At 36.0% G+C, this 26,659-nt stretch carries 14 protein-coding genes; 6 read left to right on the forward strand and 8 right to left on the reverse strand.

What is annotated here, in order from left to right:
• Nucleotides 1-53 precede the first annotated feature (53 nt).
• Both P5P89_RS19190 and P5P89_RS19195 read right to left on the reverse strand, forming a co-directional pair.
• Entirely contained in the window at nucleotides 54-1,322 is a 1,269-nt protein-coding gene (locus tag P5P89_RS19190; RefSeq protein ID WP_278009754.1) for a sensor histidine kinase, read from the reverse strand.
• Nucleotides 1,312-1,989, reverse strand: coding sequence for a response regulator transcription factor (locus P5P89_RS19195; RefSeq protein WP_278009755.1), 678 nt, complete (start codon nucleotides 1,987-1,989; stop codon nucleotides 1,312-1,314). Before P5P89_RS19195 ends, P5P89_RS19190 begins: the two co-directional genes overlap by 11 nt.
• Before the next feature lie 429 nt (nucleotides 1,990-2,418).
• Between P5P89_RS19195 and P5P89_RS19200 the strand changes: the two genes are divergently transcribed.
• From P5P89_RS19200 to P5P89_RS19225, 6 genes are all read left to right on the forward strand, one after another.
• On the forward strand, nucleotides 2,419-5,751 hold the full coding sequence (locus P5P89_RS19200) for a SusC/RagA family TonB-linked outer membrane protein (protein ID WP_278009756.1): 3,333 nt from the start codon (nucleotides 2,419-2,421) through the stop codon (nucleotides 5,749-5,751).
• Nucleotides 5,752-5,764: 13 nt separating this feature from the next.
• Nucleotides 5,765-7,744, forward strand: a complete 1,980-nt coding sequence (locus tag P5P89_RS19205; protein ID WP_278009757.1) for a RagB/SusD family nutrient uptake outer membrane protein — start codon at nucleotides 5,765-5,767, stop codon at nucleotides 7,742-7,744.
• A gap of 336 nt (nucleotides 7,745-8,080) precedes the next feature.
• Nucleotides 8,081-12,613 carry a glycosyl hydrolase gene (locus P5P89_RS19210; RefSeq protein ID WP_278009758.1) on the forward strand — a complete coding sequence of 1,511 codons (4,533 nt, stop codon included), beginning with the start codon at nucleotides 8,081-8,083 and terminating at the stop codon, nucleotides 12,611-12,613.
• Between the two features lie 232 nt (nucleotides 12,614-12,845).
• Nucleotides 12,846-13,973, forward strand: a complete 1,128-nt coding sequence (locus P5P89_RS19215) for a glycoside hydrolase family 43 protein (RefSeq protein WP_278009759.1) — start codon at nucleotides 12,846-12,848, stop codon at nucleotides 13,971-13,973.
• An 81-nt stretch (nucleotides 13,974-14,054) separates the two neighbouring features.
• On the forward strand, nucleotides 14,055-20,063 hold the full coding sequence (locus P5P89_RS19220) for a family 78 glycoside hydrolase catalytic domain (protein WP_278009760.1): 6,009 nt from the start codon (nucleotides 14,055-14,057) through the stop codon (nucleotides 20,061-20,063).
• Between the two features lie 28 nt (nucleotides 20,064-20,091).
• The gene (locus P5P89_RS19225; protein ID WP_278009761.1) at nucleotides 20,092-22,113 is read left to right on the forward strand and encodes a DUF2264 domain-containing protein; all 2,022 of its coding nucleotides are present in this window, start codon (nucleotides 20,092-20,094) and stop codon (nucleotides 22,111-22,113) included.
• Between the two features lie 23 nt (nucleotides 22,114-22,136).
• On the opposite strand, the gene P5P89_RS19230 is transcribed toward P5P89_RS19225, so the two are convergent.
• The 6 genes from P5P89_RS19230 to P5P89_RS19255 all read right to left on the reverse strand — a co-directional run bounded on the left by P5P89_RS19230 (nucleotide 22,137) and on the right by P5P89_RS19255 (nucleotide 26,416).
• Nucleotides 22,137-23,765, reverse strand: coding sequence for a sensor histidine kinase (locus P5P89_RS19230; RefSeq protein ID WP_278009762.1), 1,629 nt, complete (start codon nucleotides 23,763-23,765; stop codon nucleotides 22,137-22,139).
• 5 nt (nucleotides 23,766-23,770) lie between these two features.
• Entirely contained in the window at nucleotides 23,771-23,920 is a 150-nt protein-coding gene (locus P5P89_RS19235; protein WP_278009763.1) for a hypothetical protein, read from the reverse strand.
• Between the two features lie 179 nt (nucleotides 23,921-24,099).
• A complete protein-coding gene (locus tag P5P89_RS19240; protein ID WP_278009764.1) occupies nucleotides 24,100-24,783 on the reverse strand; it encodes an ATP-binding protein in 684 nt (227 codons plus the stop codon).
• Nucleotides 24,776-25,192: an anti-sigma regulatory factor gene (locus P5P89_RS19245; protein WP_278009765.1), complete on the reverse strand. Its 417-nt coding sequence runs from the start codon at nucleotides 25,190-25,192 to the stop codon at nucleotides 24,776-24,778. Before P5P89_RS19245 ends, P5P89_RS19240 begins: the two co-directional genes overlap by 8 nt.
• Nucleotides 25,173-25,571 (reverse strand): STAS domain-containing protein, encoded by a 399-nt coding sequence (locus P5P89_RS19250; RefSeq protein WP_278009766.1) that lies wholly within the window; start codon nucleotides 25,569-25,571, stop codon nucleotides 25,173-25,175. The genes P5P89_RS19245 and P5P89_RS19250 overlap by 20 nt, the downstream gene beginning before the upstream one ends.
• Nucleotides 25,572-25,585: 14 nt before the next feature.
• Nucleotides 25,586-26,416, reverse strand: a complete 831-nt coding sequence (locus P5P89_RS19255) for an STAS domain-containing protein (protein WP_278009767.1) — start codon at nucleotides 26,414-26,416, stop codon at nucleotides 25,586-25,588.
• Between the last annotated feature and the right edge of the window lie 243 nt (nucleotides 26,417-26,659).

Here is a 26,659-nt window from a genome sequence, read left to right on the forward strand (position 1 = left end):
TTAAAATTTATATAAAGCGAATTTCTTATGTGATTTTGGAGAAAATTTGAATTTTAGAACTTTACAGTAAAATGATGTAGATTTTCATCAAACGTATAGACTAAATCCCAGTTGTTGAGTTCTGTAATTTTTTTGACAATGGCCAATCCTAATCCATTTCCTTGAGATGAAGGATCGGATTTTGAGAAACGATTGAAAAATTTTTCAGAATTTAAAGCAGTATTTTGTCCTGTATTTGAAAAAGTTAGCGCATCAGAAGTGGTCGAAATATTGATTTTTCCGCCTTTAACATTATGACGAATGGCATTTAGAAATAAATTATTAATCAGGACTTCGATTAAAACGGTATTCGAATGAAGGGTAATATCGGTTTCAGTTTCAATATTTACAGATAAGTGTTTGGATTCAGCTTGTTCGATAAAAAAATCTAAATGACGATTTAAGGTAGCATTCAGAGAAATATTCGTTTTTTCAAAATAACTGTCATTATCAATTTTAGAAAGCAGCAACAGGTTTTTATTCAATCGGTTCATTCTTGAAACATCGTTGTTAAGCGAACTCAAAAGCTCCGATTGTTCTTCGGATAAATCTGGAAACTGGAATAATGTATCGATTTTACTTTGAAAAAGTGCTAACGGAGTCTGCAATTCGTGTGCCGCATTTTCTATAAATTCTCTTTGGCTTTTATAAATAGTAGTATTTTTTTCGATAAGACGTTCTAAACTTTTGTTCAAACGATCAAATTCGTCAATATCAGTTTCAATAAACTGAGGTGCTTTGTTTTTATCAATTTCAAAATCCTGAATTTGTTCAAGCGTGTTATAGAAAGGTTTCCAGATTTTGGCCGCTGTAGCTTTTGAAATCCAAATAATCCCAATCATTAAAATAATAATCACGCATAAAAACATGGCGGCAATGCTGTAAACCATTCCTTCCATTTCGACCATATTGCTTTTTTCGATATAAGTATATTTCTTTCCGTTGATTTGAACTGGTGTATAAAGCACGCGAAAAGGTTCTTTTTCATTGGCAATAGAATCAAACAGCATTTTGCTTACAATCGAATCTTTTTTTACGCCCATATCGGCCACGATATCAACATTTCGGTTGTATTTGTTCCAGGCTGCAATATCTGATTCGGTATAACTTTTATGGCTTTGTTTGATAAAAGAACCTTTATGAAACAGGAGTACTTCATCGGTTTCATAAATATAAAGCCATTTGCTGATCGCATAAAAAACAGGAGCACAGAGCAGTAAAATAATTACGGCATAAACCAGAAAACTACTGGTGGTTTTATTTAGTAATTTTTTATTCTTCATGCCATTTATAACCTAAACCATAAATTGTTTTAATGTAATCGCCGCTTCCGGCTTTGGTCAGTTTCTTTTTTAAATTCTTGATATGCGCGTAAACAAAATCGTGATTATCAAGCATATCTGCCATATCTCCAGACAAATGTTCAGCAATTGCGCCTTTTGATAAAACCTTATTCTGATTTCCGATTAAAAATAGTAAAAGATCGATTTCTTTTTTGGTAAAATCAGCGGGTTTATTTTGTACCGAAACCGTTTTGGCAAAGATATCAATACTAATTTCATTAAAAACAACATTATTGTTGCCTTTAAAGTTTTTTCGCCGTACAAGTGCCTGAATACGAACCAGAAGTTCCGATAAATGAAAAGGTTTAGTCAAATAATCGTCGGCACCAAGAGTAAAACCTTCAATTCGTGTATCAAGGGTTTCTTTTGCTGAGATGATAATAACACCATCAGTTTTTTGTTTGTTTTTGAGTTCTTTCAGAATATCAAAACCATCTCCGTCGGGAAGCATTAAGTCTAATAATATGCAGTCATAATCGTAAATGCTTATTTTTTCAAAGGCAGTTTTGTAGTTGTCTGCCATTTCACAATGCAAACCATTTGGCTGAAAGTAGTTTTTAATACTTTGAGTCAATTCATGTTCGTCTTCTATTATTAGTATTTTCATAACGCAATTTAGCAAATCAATTTTGAATGAATTTTGAATTTTTAATAATCTATTAATCCAAAGGGTTATTGAATATTTATATTCTTTTTAATTGGATAATGATTGTCTTAGTTTTTTATTGAATAAAATTCTTTAAATAGAAAAGAACTTCTAAATTGTTTTAGAAATTCTGTTTTTAATTATAAACACTTCCATTTAACCGTAAAAAAAATATCTATTTAATGGTAAAATGTTGATTTGCCCCTTATATAATGTTGTAATTACCCCCTTTTGCTTGCGCATGTTGAATTAGATTTGTCTTGTAAATCATAGTGTTACATAAAGTTTTTAGAATAATAAAAACAATTTCATAGTTGAAAATTGTATGATTCGAAAACACTGTGATTTATAAACTAACTAATCAATTAACCAAAAAAATTACAACCAAAGATGACAAATTTTATTAGGAAAATCAAAGCTCCTGATTGCGTATCCGGATTTGATTTGAAAAAGAAACTTACAATATTTTGTGTATTGGTTTCGTTAACTCAGGTGCATGCATATTCTGGAATTTCCGGCAAGGAAAAACTCTTAGAAAAACTACAGCAGCAAAATACTATAAACGGGCAGGTTAAGGATCAAACAGGTTTGCCGTTGCCAGGCGCGACGGTTTCGATAAAAGGAACAAAAATTGGTACCACAACAGATTTCGACGGAAAATTCAGTTTAGCTGGTGATCAGAATTCAGTTTTAGTCGTTTCCTTTGTTGGTTATGTAACTCAGGAAATTTCGGTAAAAGACAAATCGAACATTATTGTACAATTGAAAGAGAATGCTGCTTCGTTGGAGGAAGTAGTGGTGGTGGGATATGGTAAAATGAAGAAAAAGGATTTAACAGGGGCAATTGTTCAGGTGAAACCCGAAGCTTTGGCGAACCAGAATCCACAAACTGTTCAGGATTTATTGAGAGGTGTACCCGGTTTGAAAGTTGGATATTCTGCTGATGCAAAAGGTGGCGGATCTTTGCAGGTTCGTGGGCAGACTTCTGTTTACAATCCTGATGGCGCCGGGCATAACTCGCCGCTTATTATTTTAGATGGAATGCAGTTTTACGGTGAACTTTCAGAAATCAATCCTGATGATGTTGGGCAGATTGATATTTTAAAAGATGCATCTGCAACAGCTATATTCGGTTCTAAAGCCGCTGCAGGTGTTATTGTTATTACAACTAAAAAAGGAAAAAAAGGCAAACCTGTCATAAATGTTACAACCAATACGACCATTGTCAATAAAAGCGCCTATCGCGATGTATATTCCCCGGAAGGGTATATAAAATACCGTCAGGATTGGGAGACTGCTAAAACGTATGGGCAAAATACAGCAACTGGAAATTACGAAGCATGGATAACAGGTACAGCTGCGGGTAAGCCAGGGTATTATACAAGTCCTGATCAATTAAATCAATACGGCATAACTCAGGCGCAATGGTTAGCATATCAGCCTGTTGGACAAACGCAGGGAAAGAGCCCGAATGAAGTATGGGGACTCCGTTTAGGAATTACAGATCCTACACTTTTAAAAAATTTTACAGAAGGAAAAACGCATAACTGGTATGACAGTACTTTCAGGACAGGAATCAATCATGACCATAATTTAAGTGTTTCCGGAGCAAGCGATAACGTAAATTATTATATGTCTCTGGGGTATTTAACATCTGAAGGTGCTATTCAGGGAAATGATTATGAGGCAGTTCGTGCCAATATGAAAGTAGATGCAAAAATTACGAGTTGGCTTGAATTTGGTGCAAATGTTAATTTTCAGGATCGTACAGATGGAGACATAGCTGTAGGAACCGGCACCAATTACTGGGATGCAAACATGTTGAGAAACAGCCCTTTTTCTAATTTTAGAGATGCAAACGGCGATTATGAAAGACAACCCATGGGACAAACTATCGGGGGATATAATTATTACTACGACCGCCAATTTATAGAACTTGAGAAAGGATATACGGTGTTAAATACTATTTTCAATACTAAGGTAACTCTGCCTTTGGGTATAACGTATTCTTTTAATGTGGCACCACGTTACCAATTTTTTTACAATCGATATTTTCAGTCATCCGGTCATAAAGGCTGGAACCCCTCTACGATAGGAGCGGACAGGGAAAACGGTAAAAATTTTACATGGAACCTTAACAATACCTTGACATGGGATTATACATTTGCTGAAAAACACCATATTATAGCCACATTTGTTCAGGAAGCAGAAGAACTTAAAACATGGTCAGATCGTATTGATGCCAATAATATTCTGCCATCAGATGCATTAGGATTTCATAATATTGCTAATGCAACACTTGCTAACAGTTCGTTTACATCAAACGACACTCATCAAACTGCCGATGCATTAATGGCGAGATTTTTCTATTCTTTTGATGATCGATATATGGTAACAGGAACGATACGCCGTGATGGATATTCAGCATTTGGGTCTAAAGATCCGTATGGAGTTTTCCCTTCTGTAGCAGTTGGATGGAACTTCAAAAAAGAAAACTGGTTCAACTGGGCTCCAATGAGTACAGGAAAATTACGCTTATCCTGGGGTAAAAACGGAAACAGAACCCTTAGCGATCCTTATATAGCTTTAGCAAACTTAGCTTCAGGTACGGGGGCAACAATGGGGTATATTGATGCTTCCGGAAACATTGTGGATATAAAATATTTAGGAATTGACCGTATGGCAAATCCAAATTTGCAATGGGAAAAAACAGAAGCAACTAATATTGGCCTAGATCTGGGTTTCTTAAATGACCGAATTACAGGTACTGTAGATGTTTACAGAATGATTACCCATGATATGATCATGAATAGACGCCTTGCCGATTTTACCGGGTTTGGAGGTATTGCAACCAATCTTGGAGAAGTTGAAAATAAGGGGATTGAAATAAGCCTTAATACCATAAACATAAAAAATCCAAATTTTGAATGGACGACCACAGTTGCTTTTTCATATAACAAAAATTCCATTAATGCATTATATGGCAATATGGAAGATGTTAAGGATGCCAATGGCAATGTTATTGGAACTAAAGAAGCTGATGATAAGGCTAATAAATGGTTTATCGGGAAACCTATTTCTCAAATCTGGGATTATAAAGTAACCGGGATATGGCAAAAAGAAGAATTTGAAGAAGCAGCAAAATACGGACAACGCCCTGGTGATCCAAAAGTGGAAAACAGTTACACTGCGGATGATGTTAATGGGAAACCAACTTATAATGAAAAAGACAAGCAGTTTTTAGGACAGACAGATCCTCCGGTCAACTGGTCGTTACGTAATGAATTCAGGGTGTTTAAAAACTGGAATCTTGCTATTAACATGTATTCTTACATGGGACACAAATCGCTTGACGGACGTTATATGAATACGTACAATGATGGTAGTTTGTATACCAACAACTACAATCCGTTTGTGAATCCTTATTGGACAATTGATAATCCAACGAATGACTGGGCGCGACTTGATGCCAGAGGACCTGCTGGAGCCGGAACAGCAAAATTATACGATCGTAGTTTTATTCGTTTAGATAATATTTCGCTGGCTTATACACTTCCTAAAGATCTTTTGGACCGCCTGCATGTTAGAAACTTCAAGATTTATGCTTCGTGTCAGAACGTAGCTACATGGTCTGCTTCCCGCGAATGGAAATACTACGGAGATCCGGAAACAGGCGGACTGGCTACACGAATGTTTAATTTAGGTTTTAACGTTTCACTTTAATAATTATTCAACAATGAAAAAATATATAAAAAATAGCATCTCAACATTTTTGCCTTTAGTAGCCGCTGCTCTTTTGGTTTCATGTTCAGAGGACTTTCTGGAGCCAGACCCACTATCGTTTTACGAACCGGAAACTACGTTTAGTACAGAATCCGGCTTGCAGGCAGTTTTGGCAAGTGCCGATAAGGGGTTGCGTAATAATTATATTCATTATAAAAGTGCCGGAAATAGTGTGCCTATTGGTACAGAATATGTTTTCTCTGATATGGCAAAGTATGGAAAGACAGATAATAGCAGTACAATTTCTGATTTTGCAAATACTATAGTGCCTACCGGAAGTTTTAAAACAGATACAAATGATGATTTTTACCTCGGATTTTATTGGAGTGAGGCTTATACTGGTATTAAACATGCCAATACTATATTGACCTACATTGATAAGGTAACAAGTTTATCTCAGGAAGTTAAAAATAAATATATCGGTCAGGCCTATTTTCACAGAGCATACCGCTATTTAAATCTGGTATATCAGTTTGGAGATGTCCCGTTGATTACTAAAATTCTGGAGGTTCCAAAACAGACTTACTATTCTACTAAAAAAGAAGCTATCATCGAAATGATTACAGCCGATATGGAAAAAGCTGTAGAGTGGGTTCCGGAGCAGTCAAAACTTCCTTATTTAGGTGTAGTGAATAAAGGCGCATGCCGTCAGCTGCTCATCAAATGTTATCTGGCATCCGGAAGGTTTGCAGAAGCCGAAGCTCAGGCCAATATTCTGATTAATCAGTCTGGTTATTCTTTGATGCAAAGTAATTTTGGAACGTTTGATCCGGGAGGGAATTCACAAACCTGGGCCATTACAAGAAATGTTATATGGGATTTACACCGACCTGAAAATAAGATAATTGCTACCAATAAAGAAGCCATCATGGTCATGCCAAACGGAGGAGTACAGTCATTTTTGTCATTTGCTTCTATGAGAATTTTTGGTCCAAACTGGAATTCAGGTACGCTAACCACACCAGATGGTAAACAAGCAGCTGGACGTTTTGCTTCAAATAATTCTAATTATCAGGCAAAATATGATTATGCAAGAGCATTAGGACGTGGTATCTCTACGATTAGTGCTTCCTATTATTCGCAACATCCTATGTGGGTCGTAAACGGTATTGAAGATAAGCAGGATCTTAGACACAATAATACTGTTGGTAACTGGGTCAATATGGAGGATCTTAAATACAGTGACAAGACTTCTGCCTACTACCAGCAAAATTTCAGAATGAAACATAATGGAGTTTTATTATCAAAAGATACTCTTCGTGAATGGTTTGATTTTCCGTTGTATAAAATCTATCTGCATGATGTTGTTAATGAAACGAATCCAAATGCAACCGATTTTCAGGGCGCCAGTACGGGAAGTAAGGCACATTGGTACTTATATCGATTGGCAGAAACGTATTTATTAAGAGCAGAAGCACGTTTTTATCAAGGCAATGTTGGTGGAGCAGCTCAGGATGTAAATGTTATAAGGGCAAGGGCAGGAGCTTCTCAGATGTACACACAGGTTACAATTGGAGATATCTGTGCAGAAAGAGGAAGGGAACTTTATCTGGAAGAGTGGAGAAATGTAGAACTAAAACGTATTTCGCATTGTCTCGCTTTAAGTGGAAAACCTGACGAATGGGGTCAGACATACAATATAGCCAACTGGGATAAACAGTCAGGGACTGATGCATCCGGAGGCAGCTACTGGTATCAGCGTATTGTACATTATACGCTTTATAACAAATATCCAAGCGGAATTGTGGTACCAAATGGCACTAAATTTTATACCATGGATAAGCGTAATAATTACTGGCCAATTCCAAACAATGCTATAACGGCAAATACTAACGGCAAATTAAGTCAGAACTTCGGTTATGACGGTTACGATCCTAACGTAAAAGTCTGGGATAAATGGCAGGATGCTGTCGCAGATGAAAGCCAGCTTTAGCATTTACTTACGGTTAATATCCAATTATTTTTACGTTCTAAATTTCAATTATTCATATACAAAAGTAGTTCAGCGGTTCAAAATCAGTTAACGATTTTGGACTGCTGTTTACTAATTATTGAAATAAATTAATTATAAAATAACTAATGTTTTAGATTAAATAAAACTATTTAAATTACTGTTATACAGTTTTTAAAACTATATTTAAAACTAACTATAGATTTTCTTTATAATTCACATTTGACTCTAAATCCAATTCATAGTTGCTATGTTTAATTCGGCAGGCAACTAGGAAAAGTATAGAATATATTAAACCAATTTAAAACAAGACTTAATATGAAAAAATTATACACTTTTATAGTATTCGGGGTTTCGGTCTTTCTGTTCCGGATACAGGCTCAGGCACCAGGTCTTCCTGTTAAAGTAAATTTGGCTACGACACTCAGCGGTTTAAAAACATTTAGTAATGGTACTGCTCCGGATGTACTCTCTTTCCCGTTATCGAATCAGACAGAGTTTACGCTGGAAGTAAAGGCTAAAGTAAATTCAGCTCAGGGCAGAGGACTTGATGTCGAAGTTAAAAACACAACAGGTCTTGGTTTCAGGACTTCTTTAGACAAAACTTCGTTTAATTATAATACCATTTTATCATCAATAGAAAATTTAAGTAATTCCGCCGATAATGCTCAGGAACAAACTTATAGATATGCGGTCAAAGATGGTTTTGTCAATATTTATCAGGAGGGACATTACCTGACTTCTAAAGTACTTGATTTTGTAAATGACAACTCCGCAGTTCCAACTGTATATGGTTCTGATAACCTTTTGGGAAGATGGGCCGGAGTTGCAGGCAATAATTCGGCAAAACCAAATGATTACGGCTGGGCGAATACCTCAGCAAGTCTTCCGTGGAATACGGCTAATTCAACCAGCGGTGTACGATATCTGGATGTGACTTCCGGGCATACATTCGAGTCTGATAATACGGCTTACAATGGTAGGATTATGTATATCCGCTGGGATAATAGTGCGTATTCTACTTCAACCTATAGTTATCCTGTAAAACTGGAAAAAGACCTGAAATACGAATTTTCGTGGATTTATGAATATGTATCTAATTCGGCTCCCGGAACTCCAATTAATGTAGCCATTTCAGCAACGGCAAATGGAACCGGAGTTATAGCTTCTAAAAGCTTTGTAACGGGAAATGCTACTAAATTACGAAAAGGCGATTTTTCTTTTATTGCAACAGCTGATGGTACATTTTACATCACGATTACAGCCGGATCAGGACTTATGGCAATTGGGGATTTAAAATTAAAATCTTCGAATTTAATCAATAACTGGGATGGTTTTGCTAGTGATAATGCTGGAACGCCTGCTACTTATGGCTGGACGAATTCATTAGGTTCGACTGTTTTCAATACCGCAAATGCTGTCAGTGGCGTACGTTATATGGATGTAACTTCGGGTCATGCTTTAGAGTCGGATAATACTAATTACGCAGGAAGGTTATTGTATATCCGTTGGGATGGCGCTCAGGAAAATTCAGTTTATTCTTTTCCGGTACAGCTAGAAGCTGCTAAGGATTATCAGTTTTCATGGCTGTATGAATACATTTCAAATTTAGCTCCCGGTTCTCAAATGAGTGTATCTGTTTCTACATCAGCGAATGGTGGCGGGACGGTTATTTCATCAAAAAGCTTTACAACAGGTGCTGTTAATAAACTAAGAAAAGGAGATCTATCTTTTCAGTCACAAAACGCCGGAACGTATTATATCAATATTACTGGTGATAAGGCACTTTTTGGTATAGCCGATTTAAAAATTCAGACCCTGCAAATGGCTAATATCGTAATTGGAAAAAATTATGCTGCAGGTGCCGTTGATATGGTTGTGAGTTCGGTAACTTTTGAAAATACAGCCTATGCTCCTGAAAAAGTGATCAGTCCTTCTGCTGTAACTTCCGAAATTACGAGTAGCCTTAATGTTGGTGCTTATGCAAAATCGAGTGTAGTTTTAAACGGATCGGCTTCTTTATATTTAAAAAATGCCTATAACCCTTTAATTAATACCACTGTCAATTTAAATTCGGCAAGCGCCCGCTTGTATTTTGAAAATAAAAAACCGAGCGAGGTTATTAGTTCTTATTTGCAGTATATTTCTTTAAATGGTGTTCCTGCGGGTAACGATACGAATGTTCAGGTGACCAATTATGGAAGCGGAGCCGTGGTAGCCCCTTATTCGGTAAACGAAATGCCTTTGGAAGTTTTTACAGCAGAGAATTTTGGAGGAACTTCCCAGCTATATGCAGCCGTTATACCTCATGATAATTTAAGTTCATTTGATAATGCTATTAAATCATTCAAATTGAAAAAAGGCTATATGGCCACTTTTGCTTCAAATGCTGATGGAAGCGGATACAGCAGGGTTTATATTGCAGAAAATCAGGATCTGGAAATAGCGCTTTTGCCTGTGAATTTAAACGGAACGATTTCGTTTATCAGAACAATGAAGTGGCATGAAGTCAACAAAAAAGGACTGGCAGGCGGAAGTACAGAGGCGATGGATGCAACGAATATTACCTGGTACTACAACTGGAATACCGGAATGAGTTCTACACCCAATATTGAATATGTACCCATAAGACAAACCAATTACTGGCCGTCATTTACTCCTGCATACACAAAAGAAGGTTATACGCATCTTTTAGGGTTTAATGAGCCGGATCGTCCTGATCAGGCGAATATGACAGTTGAAGCAGCGATAGCTTCCTGGCCGGCGTTAATGAAATCAGGTTTAAGATTAGGCTCTCCTGCTACATCTGACCCTTTTAATCCGTGGATGGGGAATTTTATGACACAGGCTGAAGCTAATAATTACCGAATTGACTATGTAGCAATTCACTGTTACTGGTACAAAACTGCTGCTCAGTGGAAAAGTGATCTGCAAAATATCTATGACCGATACAAAAGACCGCTTTGGATTACGGAATGGAACATAGGTGCAAACTGGACAGGCAATAATTTTCCTGACGGACCAACTTTATTAACGGATGCAAATGCAATCAAACATAAAAATGACCTTGCAGCAATATTAAACGTATTAGAAACTACTGATTATGTAGAGCGTTACTCTATTTACAATTGGGTACAGGATGCAAGGGCAATGTATGTTACGATAGATGATGCTTTTAAAACAAGAAACCCAAACTGGCAAAATTATGTATGGCTTCAAACAGCACCAGTAATTTCAAGTACTGCTACAAGTTATGTAGTTTTAACTCCTGCTGGTCAGTATTATGCGAGTAATGCTTCTGCAAAAGCCTTTAGTTCGAATAGAGAGTATATTTCAACATGGAAAACAAAAGTTGAAACACTGAGTTATCAGCTGTCTTCAGATTATCAAAATATTACCATAAACTGGACAGGTACCAATAATGATTTGGTAAGCAAATATATTCTGGAAAGAAAATTAACAGGCGAAAATGATTTTTCGGTTTTCTATGAATCAACTGATTATAAAGTTATCAAACAGACAGATCAGGTTCATTCAAGAGCAGAATACCGAATCAAAGTTGTGGGTAAAGACAATGTAGAATCGGCATATTCCCCTATTTTGGTGTTCGAACAGGCCCCAATTCCTGCTACACCATCAAATATTGAAGGGAAAGCATTATCGAAATCGATAATCAATTTAAAATGGTTAGCGGTTGCAGGAGCAGAATCCTATACGATTAAAAGATCGGAAACCCTGAACGGCACGTACGCAGATGTAGCTGTATATCTAAAAGAAACGACTTTCGATGATATCAATTTACAGGAAAATAAAGATTATTTTTATAAAATAGCATCGGTAAATAATGGAGGTGAAAGCCCATATTCTACACCTTTAAATGTTAAAACAATGGCATTTGCCATTCCGTTAGCTGTTAATAATGCAAGTTTAGCCTATGGAGATGCAAAAGTAAATCTTACCTGGGATTTTATGTATGATGTTGATTTTTATGTAAAAAGAGCTGTTTCGCCATCAGGACCTTTTACAACTATTGGAACTGTTACGACGAATGCCTACAGTGATGTATCAGTTTCAAACGGAACGCCTTACTATTATAAAATTGCTGCTTTTAATACTTTAGGCGAAGGCCCTGAATCAAATCTTCTTACCGCAACCCCGGCTCAGGGACAAAAGATTACGGGAAATATAATTGGACATTCAGGATCGTATCAAAGTAATGGTGCTACAATTGAAAAGGCTTTTGATGAAGATCTGACAACTTATGTTGACGGTCCAACTGCTGCAGGCTATTTAGGTTACGATTTTGGAGCAAACACTAAAGCTACTCTGACGGATATCAGGTATGTTCCCCGAAATGGTTTTGGAAATCGTATGACCGGAAGTGAAATTCGCGGCTCAAACAGTGAAGATTACCTTAACTCTTATGAAGTTTTACATATAATAACTGGCACACCGGCTAATGATATTTTTACTCAGGATTCAGGTTTAGCAACGCAAAAATACAGATACATTTATTGGTATACATCAACGGGTAACGGAAACATTGCTGAACTTGAGTTTTACGGAAGCATCAATACAACTTTAGCTATAGGCAAACTTCAGACAGAATTTTCAGGGAATATAAAAGCATTTCCAAATCCAACATCCGGACAGTTTGATATTGATTTTCCTATTAGTGTAACATCTCAGCATATTGCAATTTATACCGTTGATGGTAAATTGATTTCGCAATCGGATTACGTTGTTGAAAATGGTAAAATTCATCTGAATCTGGAACATAACAGTGCAGGAGTATATTTTATAAAGCTTAATTCTTACCCTGACAAAACAATACGAATTGTCAAAAAATAAGAATTAAGCAGGTAAAAAATAAGTTAGTTTGGTTTTATAAGTGTTTTTGTGATAATGGGGGATTTTGATCGATTCCCCATTTTCTTAAAAAACGATGATACATGCCGAATTTTAAATAGATAATAAGATGAAATTTAAAACGAATCATTTTTTACTGCATGCTTATATTTAGTTTCATTAAAAACACATAAGAAGAATAGATTATATTAAGGTTTATCAAAAAACAATTAAAATGAAATTAAAATTTTCGATAATTATAAGTTTTATTTGTTCTTTAATTTTCGGACAAAACAATTCTTTTGGGCCAGGGAAATTTTGGAAAGATACTGAAGGTGTACATATTAATGCTCATGGAGGAGGTGTTATTTTCGTTAATGAAACCTATTATTGGTACGGCGAATTTAAATCCGAAGGAAAAGAAGGAAATACAGCACTAAAAGGCGTCAGCTGTTATTCGTCAAAAGATTTGTATAATTGGCACAACGAAGGAATTGTACTAAAAGTAGAGGAAGATCCTAATTCGGAAATAACAAAAGGATGCATCATGGAGCGTCCAAAAGTCGTTTTTAATAAAAAAACAGGCAAATATGTGATGTGGTTTCATTTAGAACTCAAAGGAGAGGGGTATGAAGCTGCCAGAGCCGCTGTGGCCATAAGTGATTCTCCAAAAGGACCTTTTAAATATAAAAAATCATATCGCCCGAATAAAGGAGTCTGGCCAATCAATTTTAAGGATGAATTTAAATCCCCTTCGACAGATGAACGCAATTTAAAATCCTGGAGTCCGGAATGGATTTCCGCTATTGAAAATGGAATGCTGGTGCGCAGGGATTTTAAAAAAGGACAAATGGCAAGGGATATGACAGTATATGTTGATGATAATGACAAAGGGTATCTGATTCACTCTTCTGAGGAAAATTTGACTCTTCATATTTCTGAATTGACAGACGATTATTTGAATTTTACAAAAAAATGGAGCAGAATGGCGCCTGCAGGACATAATGAAGCACCGGCAATTTTTAAAAAAGACGGAATTTATTATATGATAACCTCAGGCTGTACGGGCTGGGATCCTAATGAAGCACGTTCTTTTAAATCCAAATCTATCTGGGGACCTTGGGAAACCTTAGGAAATCCATGCGTCGGCAAAGATGCTGAACTTACTTTTTATTCACAAAGCACTTATATTTTTCCTGTTCAGGGTAAAAATGATCAGTTTATTTTTATGGCCGACCGCTGGAAACCGGATAATCCTATTGATGGGACATATGTGTGGCTGCCGATTATAATTGAAAATGAAAAACCAATTCTGAAATGGTCAGATAAATGGACTCTTGAAGATTTTAATCAGAAGAAATAAGTAAAATTTTACCATAATATTTATATATTTGAAAAAGTGTTGTTTTTACACTTGTTTTTTGAAATATAAAATAAATATTGAATGAAAAAAAATATAAGAACTTTACTTTTGGTTAGTTTGCTTTTTATAAGCTATATATCCATAAGCTTTGCGCAAAAAAATAATATCGAGCGAAAACAACGATTTAATTCAGATTGGAAATTTACGCTGGGAGATGCTTCTGAAAACAGTCAGACAAATTTTGATGACAGCAACTGGAGAAAATTAAATCTGCCACACGACTGGAGTATTGAAGGAAAATCAGAAAAAAACAATCCTAGTGAAGGAGATGGTGGTTTCTATCCAATGGGAAAAGCATGGTACAGAAAAACATTTACAATTCCTGCAGCATGGGCAGATCAAAAGATTTCAATCTATTTTGAAGGCGTTTATATGAATGCAGAGGTTTTTATTAATGGTAAATCAGTAGGTTTTCAGCCTTATGGTTATACTTCTTTTGAATTTGATCTTACACCTCATTTAAATTTCGGACAGCAAAATACAATTGCCGTTAAAGTAGATAATTCCCAGCAAAAAAACTCCAGATGGTACACTGGTTCAGGTATTTATCGCAACGTTTGGTTAATGGTGAGAAATCCGGTTCATGTTAAAAACTGGGGTATTGCGATTTCTACCTTAGAAGTTAAAAATAACAAGGCTACGACTCAAGTTAAAACGATTTTAAAGAATGAAACTGCCAGTTCACAAAGCGTGATGCTTTCGAATAGTATAGCAGATGTAAAAGGAAGAACTATTGCAAATACTGAAAACAAAATAGAACTACAGCCAAACGAAGAAAAAGAAGTAACTCAGATCGTAACGGTAGAAAATCCAAAATTATGGTCTTTTGACGTACCCAATCTATATCAGGTTAAAACAGTAATCAAAAAAGAATTAAAAACTCTTGATGTTGTTACCACCAATTTGGGAATCAGAACAATTGCTTTTAGTGCTGAAAATGGATTTTTAGTAAACGGAAAAAAAGTAAAACTAAATGGAGGCTGCGTACACCATGATAATGGCGCACTGGGAGCAGCTGCCTATGACCGTGCCGAAGAAAGAAAAGTAGAATTACTCAAAGCTGCCGGATTTAATGCAGTCAGAACTTCGCACAATCCGCCTTCAGAGGCTTTCTTAGATGCTTGCGACCGATTAGGAATGCTTGTGATTGACGAAATTTTTGACGGATGGAAAGAGAAAAAAAATACTTATGATTATGCCGGTCTTTTTGATAAATGGTGGAAACATGATGTGGAATCAATGGTATTGAGAGACCGCAATCATCCTTCAATAATCATGTGGAGTACAGGCAATGAAATTATTGAAAGAACCAAACCGGAAGCGGTTGAAACTGCAAAAATGCTGGCAAATGCTGTCAAAAATCTAGATTCATCACGTCCGGTAACATCAGCTATGACTACCTGGGATCAGGGCTGGGATATTTTTGATCCTTTGATGGCCGCTCACGATGTCGCAGGATACAATTATCAGTTGCATCATGCAGAAGATGACCATAAAAGAGTGCCATCGCGTATTATCGTGCAAACCGAATCGTATCCTAAAGATGCTTTTGCAAATTGGGATTTGGTTCAGAAACATAATTATATCCTGGGCGATTTTGTATGGACCGCAATGGATTATATAGGTGAATCGGGGATTGGGCGTTATGTATATCCGGGAGAGCTGGAAGGAGAGCATTGGACAGGAAATTTTCATCCGTGGCATGGTGCTTATTGCGGAGATATTGATTTAACAGGCTGGCGAAAACCAATCTCGCATTACAGAAGTATGCTGTACAATAATGATAATGAAAAAATATATATGGCAGTCCGTGAACCAAATCCTGAAAGTGGCCTCATAAAATTGACATTATGGGCAGTCTGGCCCACATGGGAAAGCTGGACATGGCCTAATCACGAAGGAAAGAATATTGAGATTGAAGTCTATTCAAAATATCCAAAAGTAAGATTGTACCTGAACGGAAAAAATCTAGGGGAAAAAGAAACAGGCAAAGCACAGGAATTCAAAGCAACTTTTGCGATTCCGTATCAAAAGGGAGAACTAAAGGCTGTGGGCTTAGAAAATGATAAAGAAGTTGAGTCTGTTTCATTGAAAACAGCCACTCAGCCAACTACAATTAAACTGACAGCTGACCGAAAAAACATAAATGCTGATGGTCAGGATTTAGTGTATGTAGGTGTCGAAATCACAGATGAAAAAAGTATTTTAAATCCAAACGCAGAAAACCAGCTTACATTTAGGGTTACAGGTGCCGGAGCTATTGCGGGAGTTGATAATGCTAATTTAAAAGATACTGATCTCTATGTTGCCAATACCCGAAAAGCATGGAATGGCCGTGCTTTGGTCATTATTAAAAGCAATGGAGAATCAGGTACTATTAATCTTGAAGTTACTGCTCCGGGATTAAAGAAAGGTGTAATTAAAGTAAATGCGACAGGTAAAAAGATGAATCAAATAAAAACACTATTGCTTTTCGTCGCTATTTTCAGTTCGTCTTTATACGCTCAGCAAAAAGAAAATAAGGCGTTACTTAGTGATGCTAATATTCAAATTAGTAATCTGAAGGTAGAAAATGCTGTAACTCCTATTGGTCTTGATGTATCTCAGCCAGTATTTAGCTGGCAAATGAAAACCGTTGATAAAAACAGAAGCTATTATCAAACTGCCTATCAAATTATTGTAAAAAATAATGAGGGTATTGATGTTTGGAATACTGGTAAAATTAAAAGTGGGGCATCCATTAATATAAAATACAAGGGGGTAGAATTGAAACCTACAACTTTATATAACTGGACAATAACTGTTTGGGATCAAAAAGGAAAAAAGTACTCAGTGAATTCATGGTTTGAAACAGGTTTACTGAACCATAAAATGGTTACTAATAACGATTCAGATAAGGAAACAACTGCTTGGTCCGGAGCAAAATGGATTGGCGGTAATCCAGATGATATGGTTTTGTATTCCCAATATCTTCCTGTTTTTAGTATCAACAGTACAATTCAGCTGGATGAAAAATCAAAATCAACAAAAGCATCGTTAGTTTATGGTGCGAATGATCAGCGTTTAATGGATAAAAATAAAAATCTATTTAAACTGGAAAATAAGAAAGGCGAAAGTTACATTAGAATTGAGTTAAATACGAAACCCTTAGATTCCGATGTGCAGGCACAGCTCAATATTTATCGGGTTGGCTATCATCCAAAAGATAAAACAGAGATCCCTTTTAAAAGTTTTTCTATTCCGAATACGTTAATTAATGAGGAAAACAAGTATAATCCTCATACAGTAATTGTAAAAAGCTGTTTAGGAGTTACTAAAATTTATATTGATGGGGATTCGAAAGAAAATGGGGTTGCTGATATTAATCTCAATCCATTAGGAGCCGGAGGCGATTTTATAGCTTTTCCTGTAGTAGGCGACATTGGTTTTTTAGTGCCCAAGGGAGAAAAAGCTCAGTTCTCAAAACTTGAAATTAAAAATTACCGAAGCCCTTCAAATGTTATTTTTTCTGATAATAGCCCTGCTTCAGGTATATTTTCGTCATTTAAAGAAGTAACGGTTGAAAATAATAGCTATGTTTTAACAGGAAGAAATAAAGAAGCTCTAGTTTTAGCTGATCCAAGTCAGAATTCCATGCCTATGCTGCGTACAGTCTTTAAAATCGATTCTCCTAAAATAAGCAAAGCACGATTGTATGTCACAGCACATGGGATTTACGATGTTTACTTAAACGGAAAAAAAATAGGAGACGATTATTTTAATCCCGGACTTACGCAGTACAATAAAACTCATTTGTATCAAACGTATGATGTAACGTCTAATATTCAGGAAGGCAATAATGTATTGGGTGCCATTCTTGGTGAAGGCTGGTGGAGTGGAGGTAGTACGTTTGTTGGTGAAAACTGGAATTTCTTTGGTGATCGCCAGTCGATACTGGCCAAATTGGTAGTTACCTATGCCGATGGAAAAGAAAAAATTATCACAAGTAATCCTGAAACATGGACGTATTTTAATGGTGGACCAGTAAAATACAGCAGCTTTTTTCAGGGTGAAGTTTATGATGCACAAAAAGAAAAAGCAATTGAAGGCTGGAGTACAGCAAAATACGATTCATCGAGTTGGCATCAGGCGTCAGCCATAGGAACTGATGGTTTTGTAAGTTCAGAAGGAACAGCTAATTTACCCAACTTTAATAATTTTGCTGATGCTCAATTGGTGGGGCAATTTGGATCTACGGTTAAACCAATAAATGAATTAACAGCTCAATCTGTTAAAGAAGTCCGTCCCGGTGTATTTGTTTACGATATGGGACAAAATATGGTTGGTGTACCCAAAATTACCCTGAAGAATGTAGAAAAAGGAAAGAAAATCACATTGCGTTATGCCGAAGTTTTATATCCGGATTTGCCCGAATACAAAGGCAATGAAAATTTACTGATGCTTGAAAATGTTAGGGCGGCAATGTCACAGGATATTTACACAACCAAAGGAGGTAACGAAGCTGTAACGCTACGATTTACATTTCACGGATATCGTTACATAGAAATAACAGGAATTGAAAAACCATTGCTGTTAACCGATGTTAAAGGAACGGTATTAAGTTCGATACATGAATTGTCTTCACATTATCAAACCTCAAATCCTTTGGTAAATAAATTGTGGGAAAATATTACCTGGTCAATGAGAGGGAATTTTCTATCGATACCTACTGATTGTCCTCAGCGTAATGAACGCTTAGGATGGAGTGGTGATATTTCGGTTTTTTCAAGGACTGCAGTTCATCTAGCAGATGTGAAACAATTTCTCAAAAGGCATATGCTGGCCATGAGAGATATTCAAAGTGAAGATGGGCGTTTTCCGGATGTAGCTCCAATAGGTGTAGGATTTGGTGAAACGTTGTGGGGAAGTGCCGGAATTACTGTTGTCTGGGAAAATTATCTGCAATACGGTGACCTCAGTTTATTAGAAGAGCATTATGAGGCTATGAAAAACTACGCCAATTATCTGATTGCCGATATTGATCCTAAAACAGGTGTTTTAAAAGAAAACGAAAGAGATAACTGGGGCTCGTTAGGAGACTGGCTGAGTTTAGAAGATTCTAAAAACGAAAAAACGCTATTCTGGGAAGCTTATTTTATTTATGATTTGGAAATTATGGCTAAAGTTGCCGGCTTATTAGACAAAAAGAAAGATCAGGAACATTTTTCAGAATATTACAAGCAGAGAAAAGATTTTTTCAATAAGACTTATATTGATAAAACAACAGGAAAAACAGCATTTAGAGGTAAAATTGTGGATACACAAACCTCGTATGTACTACCCTTTGCTTTTGGTGTTCTGAATAAGGAAAATGCTGATCTTGCTTTACAACAGTTTATATCTTCTATACAAAGAGAAAACAAAACCGATCAGGGCGTTATTTGTCCGCCTTATTCCCTAATGACCGGATTTATTGGCACTGCATGGGTCAATAAAGCACTTTCAGATAATGGATATTCGAATGTAGCCTATCAGTTATTACAAAACAAATCTTATCCTTCGTGGTTGTATCCTGTCACCCAAGGAGCAACTACGATTTGGGAACGATTAAATTCGTATACGCATAAAGACGGGTTTGGAGGGAATAACCGAATGAATTCTTTCAATCATTATGCCTTTGGAGCGGTAGGGGCATGGATGTATAATTATTCGTTAGGAATTTTACGAGATGATAATGCACCGGGATTTAAACATTTTATTTTAAAGCCGGAACCCGATACTACCGGAGAGATGAACTTTGCAAATGGATATTACGATTCGATGTACGGACGTATTGAAAGCAGCTGGGAAATAAAAAAAGGCAAATATAAGTTCCGTTTTGTTGTGCCTGCAAATACAACAGCGACACTTTATTTACCCGCTTTAAAAGAAAGTGATGTAACAATAAATGGTAAAAAGAGCGGAACTAAATTTTTGAATATAAAAAATAATAAAGCTGTCTTTGAGATAGAATCCGGGGAATATTCGTTCGGAACAGTTATTAGAAATTAAAATGATCAAGATTAAAAATCCTTACAAGATGAATAAATTTAGAATATTGTTTTTAGCAGCTATTTCCAGTATTTCTTTGTCTGCACAGAAAAAAGAGAATAAGGCAAATGTTTTTGAGCTACAAAATCCAGATTACAAAATTAGTCCGCAAACCGGAATGACAAAACAGCACTGGAAAGATGCAGCGCTTTATTTGCTGGAAGGAGCTTTTAGTTATATTCATAAACTGGATGATCCAATGCAATTCCCAAAACAGGAAGGAAAAAGTTATCCATCAAATCCAAATCAGGTTCCCACAGAAAAACTGGAAGGCCTTTGCAGAACCTTATTTATTGCTTCGCCTTTATTGAAGGAAAATCCGGATTTGGTCATCAACAATATAAAAGTTGCTGATTATTATAGATATCAAATAGCCAAATTAGCTGATCCACAGAGTCCGACTTACATTGAACCGCGTGCTAAAAATGCCGGACCAAATCAAAAGCTGGTTGAATTTGGCGCTTTGTCACTTTCGCTTTTGACCAATGCTGACGTTTTATGGAAACCGCTTCCTCAAAATCAAAAAGACGATCTGGCTAAAATCATGATTAGCTACGGTGACGGACCAACGGTAGATTCTAACTGGAAGTTCTTCAATATTTTTGTCCTCAGTTTTTTTAAAGAACAAGGCTATACCGTCAATGAGAAATTATTGGTTGAGTATTTAGAAAAATCATTAAAACATTATCGTGGCAATGGGTGGTACAATGACAGCCCGGCATTTGATTATTACAGTATGTGGGCTTTTCAGATGTACGGCAATATCTGGTCGGAGTTTTTTGGAAAGAAATACTATCCTGAAATTGCGGCTAAGTTCATGTCAAACTTTAGCGATTTAAAAAATAATTATCCTTATTTGTTTAGCAAAGATGGCGAAATGATTATGTGGGGAAGAAGTATCAGTTACAGAATTGGGGCAGTAGTGCCTTTTCCGTTAATGGGATTTCAAAATGACCCTGATATCAATTACGGTTGGATGCGCAGGATTGCATCTGGTGTAATCAAACAATTTTTGACACATCCGGATTTTATGAAAGATAACGTGCCTACGCTTGGTTTTTATGGTGAATTCGAACCGGCTGTTCAAAATTACAGCTGTCGCGGAAGCGTGTACTGGATGGGAAAAATCTTTATGGGATTACTTGTTCCGGACAATAATCCGTTTTGGATATCCAAAGAAAACAACGGCGATTGGGATACGATATTCAAAAAAGATGAGGTTTACAATAAGTATCAGGGAGATTCTCAAATCCTGATAACAGATTATCCTAATATTGGCGCTTCAGAAGTAAGGGCCTGGTGCCATGAAAAGGTAAAAGACGACTGGCAGAAATTCAGATCTACAGAAAACTACAACAGACTTTCCTATAACAGCGCTTTTCCGTGGCAGGCAGATGGTCAAAATGGTGAAGTTGCGATGAATTATGTTATTAAAAACAAAAATGAACAATGGGAAGCCTTCAGATTATTTACTTTTAAAAAGTTTGAAAATGGTATTTATTACCGAAATGTAGTTTTAGAAACGGATGAAAATATAAAATTCGATTTAGCAGATATTCCTTTGGCTAATGGAATTTTAAGAATTGATAAAAATAATAGCGACAAAGTTGTTTCAATGCGTTTGGGGCATTATGCATTGCCAAAACTAGACAAAGAAATTGTTACAACTAAAAAAAATATAGCAGGACATGAAGTTACCATCATCGACAATGGAAAATACCAAGTGGCTATGATTCGGCTTTTAGGATGGGATAAAACCGAAGTTGTAAAAGCAAAAGGATTACATCCCCAAAGTAATGAAAGCTCTGTAATAAATGTTTTGAGTGATACAAAATCAAATAAAACAAAAATTTATGCAACTCTTATGCTCTGGAAGAAATCAGGTGAGAATTGGAATAAATCAGAATTACTTCCTGTAAAAATTGTGGATCAGACGAATGATGTAGTTACGATTCAATTTAATAACGGAAAAAGTAAAGCTGTTAGTTTTTTAATTAAGAAGTTGGATTAGAGTGTTTAAAATAATCTAAAAAATCAGCTTCTTTTATTTTTTGGCAAATAGATCCAAAAAGTAGTGCCGACTCCAGGCTTACTGCTAAAATTAATCAAGCCATTATGATTCTCGATAATTCTTCGGCATAAAGCCAGTCCAATACCATTGCCACCATATTGGTCGCGTTCATGCAGCCGCTGAAACATATCGAATATACGCCCTGAATAAGAACTGTCCATTCCAATACCATTATCTTCAACTGATATTACGTCATATTTTTCTGCTGAACCTGTAAAATTAGGATCATTTGGAATATCTCCATAACCGATTGTAACAGCAGGATTGCCGGAGTTAAATTTAAGTGCATTATTAATCAGGTTATAAAACAGTTGACGAAACTGGATATCAAGTCCGGAAACTTTAGGCAGCTGATCCACTTTTATAACAGCACTTTTTTCTTCAATTATCAGACTCAGATCACCCAAAACTTCTTCAATCACTTTATTAAGATCTACTTCTTCAAAATATTGTTCAGAATTTTCTATTCGGGAATAATTAAGAACATCAGTAATTAAATTTGATAGTCTTCCAGCTGCTAGCGTAATTCTGTCAAAATAGAATTTTTTCTTTTGATCTTCAGTTAAATCCGCTCCTGCACGGGAAAGCATAATCATAATTTTACGAAGTGGTTCCTGAAGATCATGACTGGCAATGTAAGCAAACTGCTGTAATTCCTTATTTTTAAAACGAAGTTGCGAGTTGGCGCTTTCCAATTCAAGCTGAATCATTTTAAGTTCTGTATTGTCCTTAAGCGTTTCAACGATCATTTTCTGGGCGTTTATATCTACGAAATAAACTAACCAGCTATTAAATGTACCATCTTCAGCTTTGTTTGGAGTTATCGAAACCAGATGCCAGATATAGTTAGTACCTTTTTTGATTCTCGTTTCACCAATATAATCAGATCTGTTTTGTTTTGCTCGCTTCAAGCCTTCTAGAACATTATCAATATCTGCAGAATGAATAAAATGAGTCAGTGTTTTTCTTTCAAAAGTCAGTAAAGGCTTTTCAAGATAATTCTCCAGGGATTCGTTAACAAGAAGTACATTATTACGTTCATTGATAACACAAATCAGAATCGGAATTGTATTGGCTAGTTGTTTGTATTTATTTTCACTTTCTGTAAGCTTTTCGGAAAGTGCTATCAATTCAATATTTTTCTTTCTTATTTCATCATAAGGAGATAAAGGAGGCTCATATTTAAAGTAATCGATAAAGCCTTTTATCTTGGTTTCTGTAAGCAGTCCAGGAGACAAAACCTGCTGGCTTATTGTGGTGGTAAACTGATTGTCAAAATAATTGTATTGAATATGACCTGAAATTTTGGCTGCATAATTAAAGGCTTCAGGATTACAGCTTTTTAAGTCTTCGGAATCGGTGATAATGGCTACAATTTCTTTTTGGGTTGATTTTATAATGTTTATTCCCAGTACGAGCAAAGAATTTTTGCCTTTCGCAATAGCACATCTTGCCACCTCAGAAACTGCAGTTGAAAATCTTGTCTGGAAAGAAGAGGGCATACCACACATCTCAGCAATTTTCATGCACCGTTTATGGGCTAGTATTAAGTCCATTTCGTTGTCAAGATTTATTTGTATAATCTCTTTCATAGCACTTAATTTATTTTGCCTGCTAAAATTGTTGCATCGTCTGTACCTCTAATATTTTCCTTAAGTAAAGATGCTGCAATTATCCCCGGATTATGCTTAAAAATAGAAGTCATATCATTCAAATTCCATCTCGTACGTAATCCGTCACTGTGCATTATTATTATTTGATGTTTCTTATATGGCACTATTGTATTGTTTAAAGTCCGTGGAATATTATGTCCTAAAATTCCGTTATAAGGCGTGTAAGTTTTATTTTCGAGCCCGTTATAAATACGCGTATTTATGTTTCCTATACCACAAACAGTCCAAACCTCTGCTTTATAATCTACTGAAGCTATTGTAGCGACAAGTCCTCTGGTTTTTTTACTTTTGAATGTATCTCCCTCAGAATTTCTGCTGGATCCAATGTTATTGTCTGTCTAAATATTTTAATTGCTAACTGAGCTGCCTCATTGGCATTTTCGCCATGACCTAAACCATCTCCCACAAATATCTGAAAACCTTTATTGGAATGTTTTACATAATACCCATCTCCGCAAAATATTTCACCGGGGTAATTAACAGCGATTGTAGTGTAATTAAGTCCCGTTTTTAGTGGAGGCAATTGAAAATCTGGTTTTTCACAGATTTTCACATATTGAACACAGCCCCAATTTTTCATCGAATAAATCTGAAAATCGTTGCTCAGCCTTTTGATCGAGCCTAATCCATGTCCAAGGGTATTGGAAGAGGAGTAGCCATCATTCATTATTTTAGCCACATTTTCAAATCCAATTCCATTATCAAGGCAATAAATTTCAATTTGATTTTGCTCATCTTCAACATGAGCTCTGTACAAAAGTTCACCGCCATTGGCATACTTTATAAGATTTGAAGTAAGCTCTGCCACTATGATATCTGTTTCGGCAGCTCTATGGGGGGTAAAACCAATCTGAAGGGCGAGATTGTGAATTTCTCTTTTTATAAAAGCTATAAGACTTCGATCGTCTATTTTGTAAGTGGAAAACGTATTATCCATTTTTCCATTTTGTTATAGTAACGGTTGTACCGTTTCCTGGTTCTGATTTAATCTCAAATTCATTGACAAGCCTTTTTGTGCCAGGTAAGCCCAAACCCAAACTTTTTCCAGTGCTGTATCCGTCTTTCATTGCTAAAGATATATCCGCTATTCCGGGACCATTATCAATAAAAGTTACGCGTACGCCATTATCACGACCATTACTGACCGACTCAATAATGACTTTTCCGCCGCCGCCATATTTTAAAAGATTTCGAACAAGTTCACTGGTTGCTGTAATTAGTTTAGTTTGATTTAAAATGCTCATACCAAGTTTTACACCAAGCTCTTTTACACGATTGCGTAAGGGTACAACATCCTGTTCTCTTATAATTAGAACTTCTTCTTTACTATTCGTCGTCGTAGTCATACTCCTGCTCTTCGTTATCGCTTTTGTGCATTTTTGAGCGAAGTAAATCCATTCCTTTCTCTACATTAAGAGCACTTATAACACCATTTAAGGATAATCCAAGTTCAACTAATGTAATAGCCACTGCTGGCTGCATGCCTACTACAACAGTTTGTGCATCCATTATTCTTGACATTACTGCAATATTGCCGAGGATTCGTCCCATGAACGAATCGATTATGGATACAGCAGAGATATCAATTAGGACACCTTTCGAACTATGTTTACTGATGGTATTAATTAAATCTGATTCAAGATTTTCTGCCAGCTGGTCGTATAAGTCTACCTGAATAGTGACAAGCAGAAAATCTCCCATTTTTAGTATAGGAATTCTTTCCATAAAAAATTACAATCTTATTCTACAATTTTCTTTCTTTTGACTACTGACAATTGCAGCATTTCGAAAGCTGTCTGCAATGCACTTGCAAGTGATGCCTTAGTAATAATTCCACTTAAATCAATTCCTAAGTGTACTACAGTCTGTGCAATTTCAGGACGAATACCGCTGATGATACATTCGGCTCCCATCAAACGGGTTGCACTTACTGTTTTTATAAGATGCTGTGCAACAAGTGAATCCACCGCCGGAACTCCTGAAATATCTAAAATTGCTATTGAACTTCCTGTATCTACAATTTGCTGTAAAAGGTTCTCCATTACTACCTGAGTTCTCGAACTGTCTAACGTTCCAATAATTGGTAAAGCAACAATACCATCCCAAACACTGATTACAGGAGTCGAAATTTCACTAATTTCATCTACCTGTCTTGCGATTACATCTTCTCTTCCTCTCATGAAGGCTTCAAAAGTCATAATCATCAAATTATCTAAAATAGAACTCAGTTTCAGATTGGCGTCATAAAGCTGTGCAGAATCTTTTATTATCCCAGAAAGAACCTTAGAGGCTGCTTCTTTAAATGAAAGTAAATATTGTGCATTTTCTCTTGGTGAAAAACCTCTTTTTCCTCTTGATGATGAGATTCCGATTATAAGATCTTCAACTTTTTCAAATTCTCTCGAATCATCGGAGTTAGCAAGTGCACTTAAAAACAGAGAAGCAAATTCTTTTGATTCTTCTTCCTCCATTGCCCCGTCATCAGATCCGCTATCAAGAAGAATTTGAGACCATATGGTTAATAATTTGTTTTCGTGCTCTTTTAAGCCTCCCAGTAAATTGTTTTGCATTTGCTTTAAATTTGGATTTTTTCTAAACAAATATAGTTTTTTAAATCCAATATTGAGAAAAGATTTATTAAAACACAAAATACCAATTTTATTTGCATTTAGCTGTTTCTAAAATGTGGTTATGGCAGTTGATGAATGCTATTAAAAAGTACTTTCGTCATGCGGGTTAAGTTTATTATTGTCATTGTTTTTTTAGGATTTTAGAAATAGTTAAACCTAATTGATGCTACGGATTATAGAAGT

Source organism: Flavobacterium gyeonganense (assembly GCF_029625295.1).
GTDB lineage: Bacteria > Bacteroidota > Bacteroidia > Flavobacteriales > Flavobacteriaceae > Flavobacterium > Flavobacterium gyeonganense.

Bases quoted from the DNA above. Each gene is read 5' to 3' on its own strand.
- P5P89_RS19240 (WP_278009764.1), bottom strand. From the start codon at position 24,783: ATGGATAATACGTTTTCCACTTACAAAATAGACGATCGAAGTCTTATA.
- P5P89_RS19220 (WP_278009760.1), top strand. From the start codon at position 14,055: ATGAAAAAAAATATAAGAACTTTACTTTTGGTTAGTTTGCTTTTTATA.
- P5P89_RS19200 (WP_278009756.1), top strand. From the start codon at position 2,419: ATGACAAATTTTATTAGGAAAATCAAAGCTCCTGATTGCGTATCCGGA.
- P5P89_RS19195 (WP_278009755.1), bottom strand. From the start codon at position 1,989: ATGAAAATACTAATAATAGAAGACGAACATGAATTGACTCAAAGTATT.
- P5P89_RS19250 (WP_278009766.1), bottom strand. From the start codon at position 25,571: ATGGAAAGAATTCCTATACTAAAAATGGGAGATTTTCTGCTTGTCACT.
- P5P89_RS19235 (WP_278009763.1), bottom strand. From the start codon at position 23,920: ATGCACAGTGACGGATTACGTACGAGATGGAATTTGAATGATATGACT.
- P5P89_RS19215 (WP_278009759.1), top strand. From the start codon at position 12,846: ATGAAATTAAAATTTTCGATAATTATAAGTTTTATTTGTTCTTTAATT.
- P5P89_RS19205 (WP_278009757.1), top strand. From the start codon at position 5,765: ATGAAAAAATATATAAAAAATAGCATCTCAACATTTTTGCCTTTAGTA.
- P5P89_RS19225 (WP_278009761.1), top strand. From the start codon at position 20,092: ATGAATAAATTTAGAATATTGTTTTTAGCAGCTATTTCCAGTATTTCT.
- P5P89_RS19245 (WP_278009765.1), bottom strand. From the start codon at position 25,192: ATGACTACGACGACGAATAGTAAAGAAGAAGTTCTAATTATAAGAGAA.
- P5P89_RS19210 (WP_278009758.1), top strand. From the start codon at position 8,081: ATGAAAAAATTATACACTTTTATAGTATTCGGGGTTTCGGTCTTTCTG.
- P5P89_RS19230 (WP_278009762.1), bottom strand. From the start codon at position 23,765: ATGAAAGAGATTATACAAATAAATCTTGACAACGAAATGGACTTAATA.
- P5P89_RS19190 (WP_278009754.1), bottom strand. From the start codon at position 1,322: ATGAAGAATAAAAAATTACTAAATAAAACCACCAGTAGTTTTCTGGTT.
- P5P89_RS19255 (WP_278009767.1), bottom strand. From the start codon at position 26,416: ATGCAAAACAATTTACTGGGAGGCTTAAAAGAGCACGAAAACAAATTA.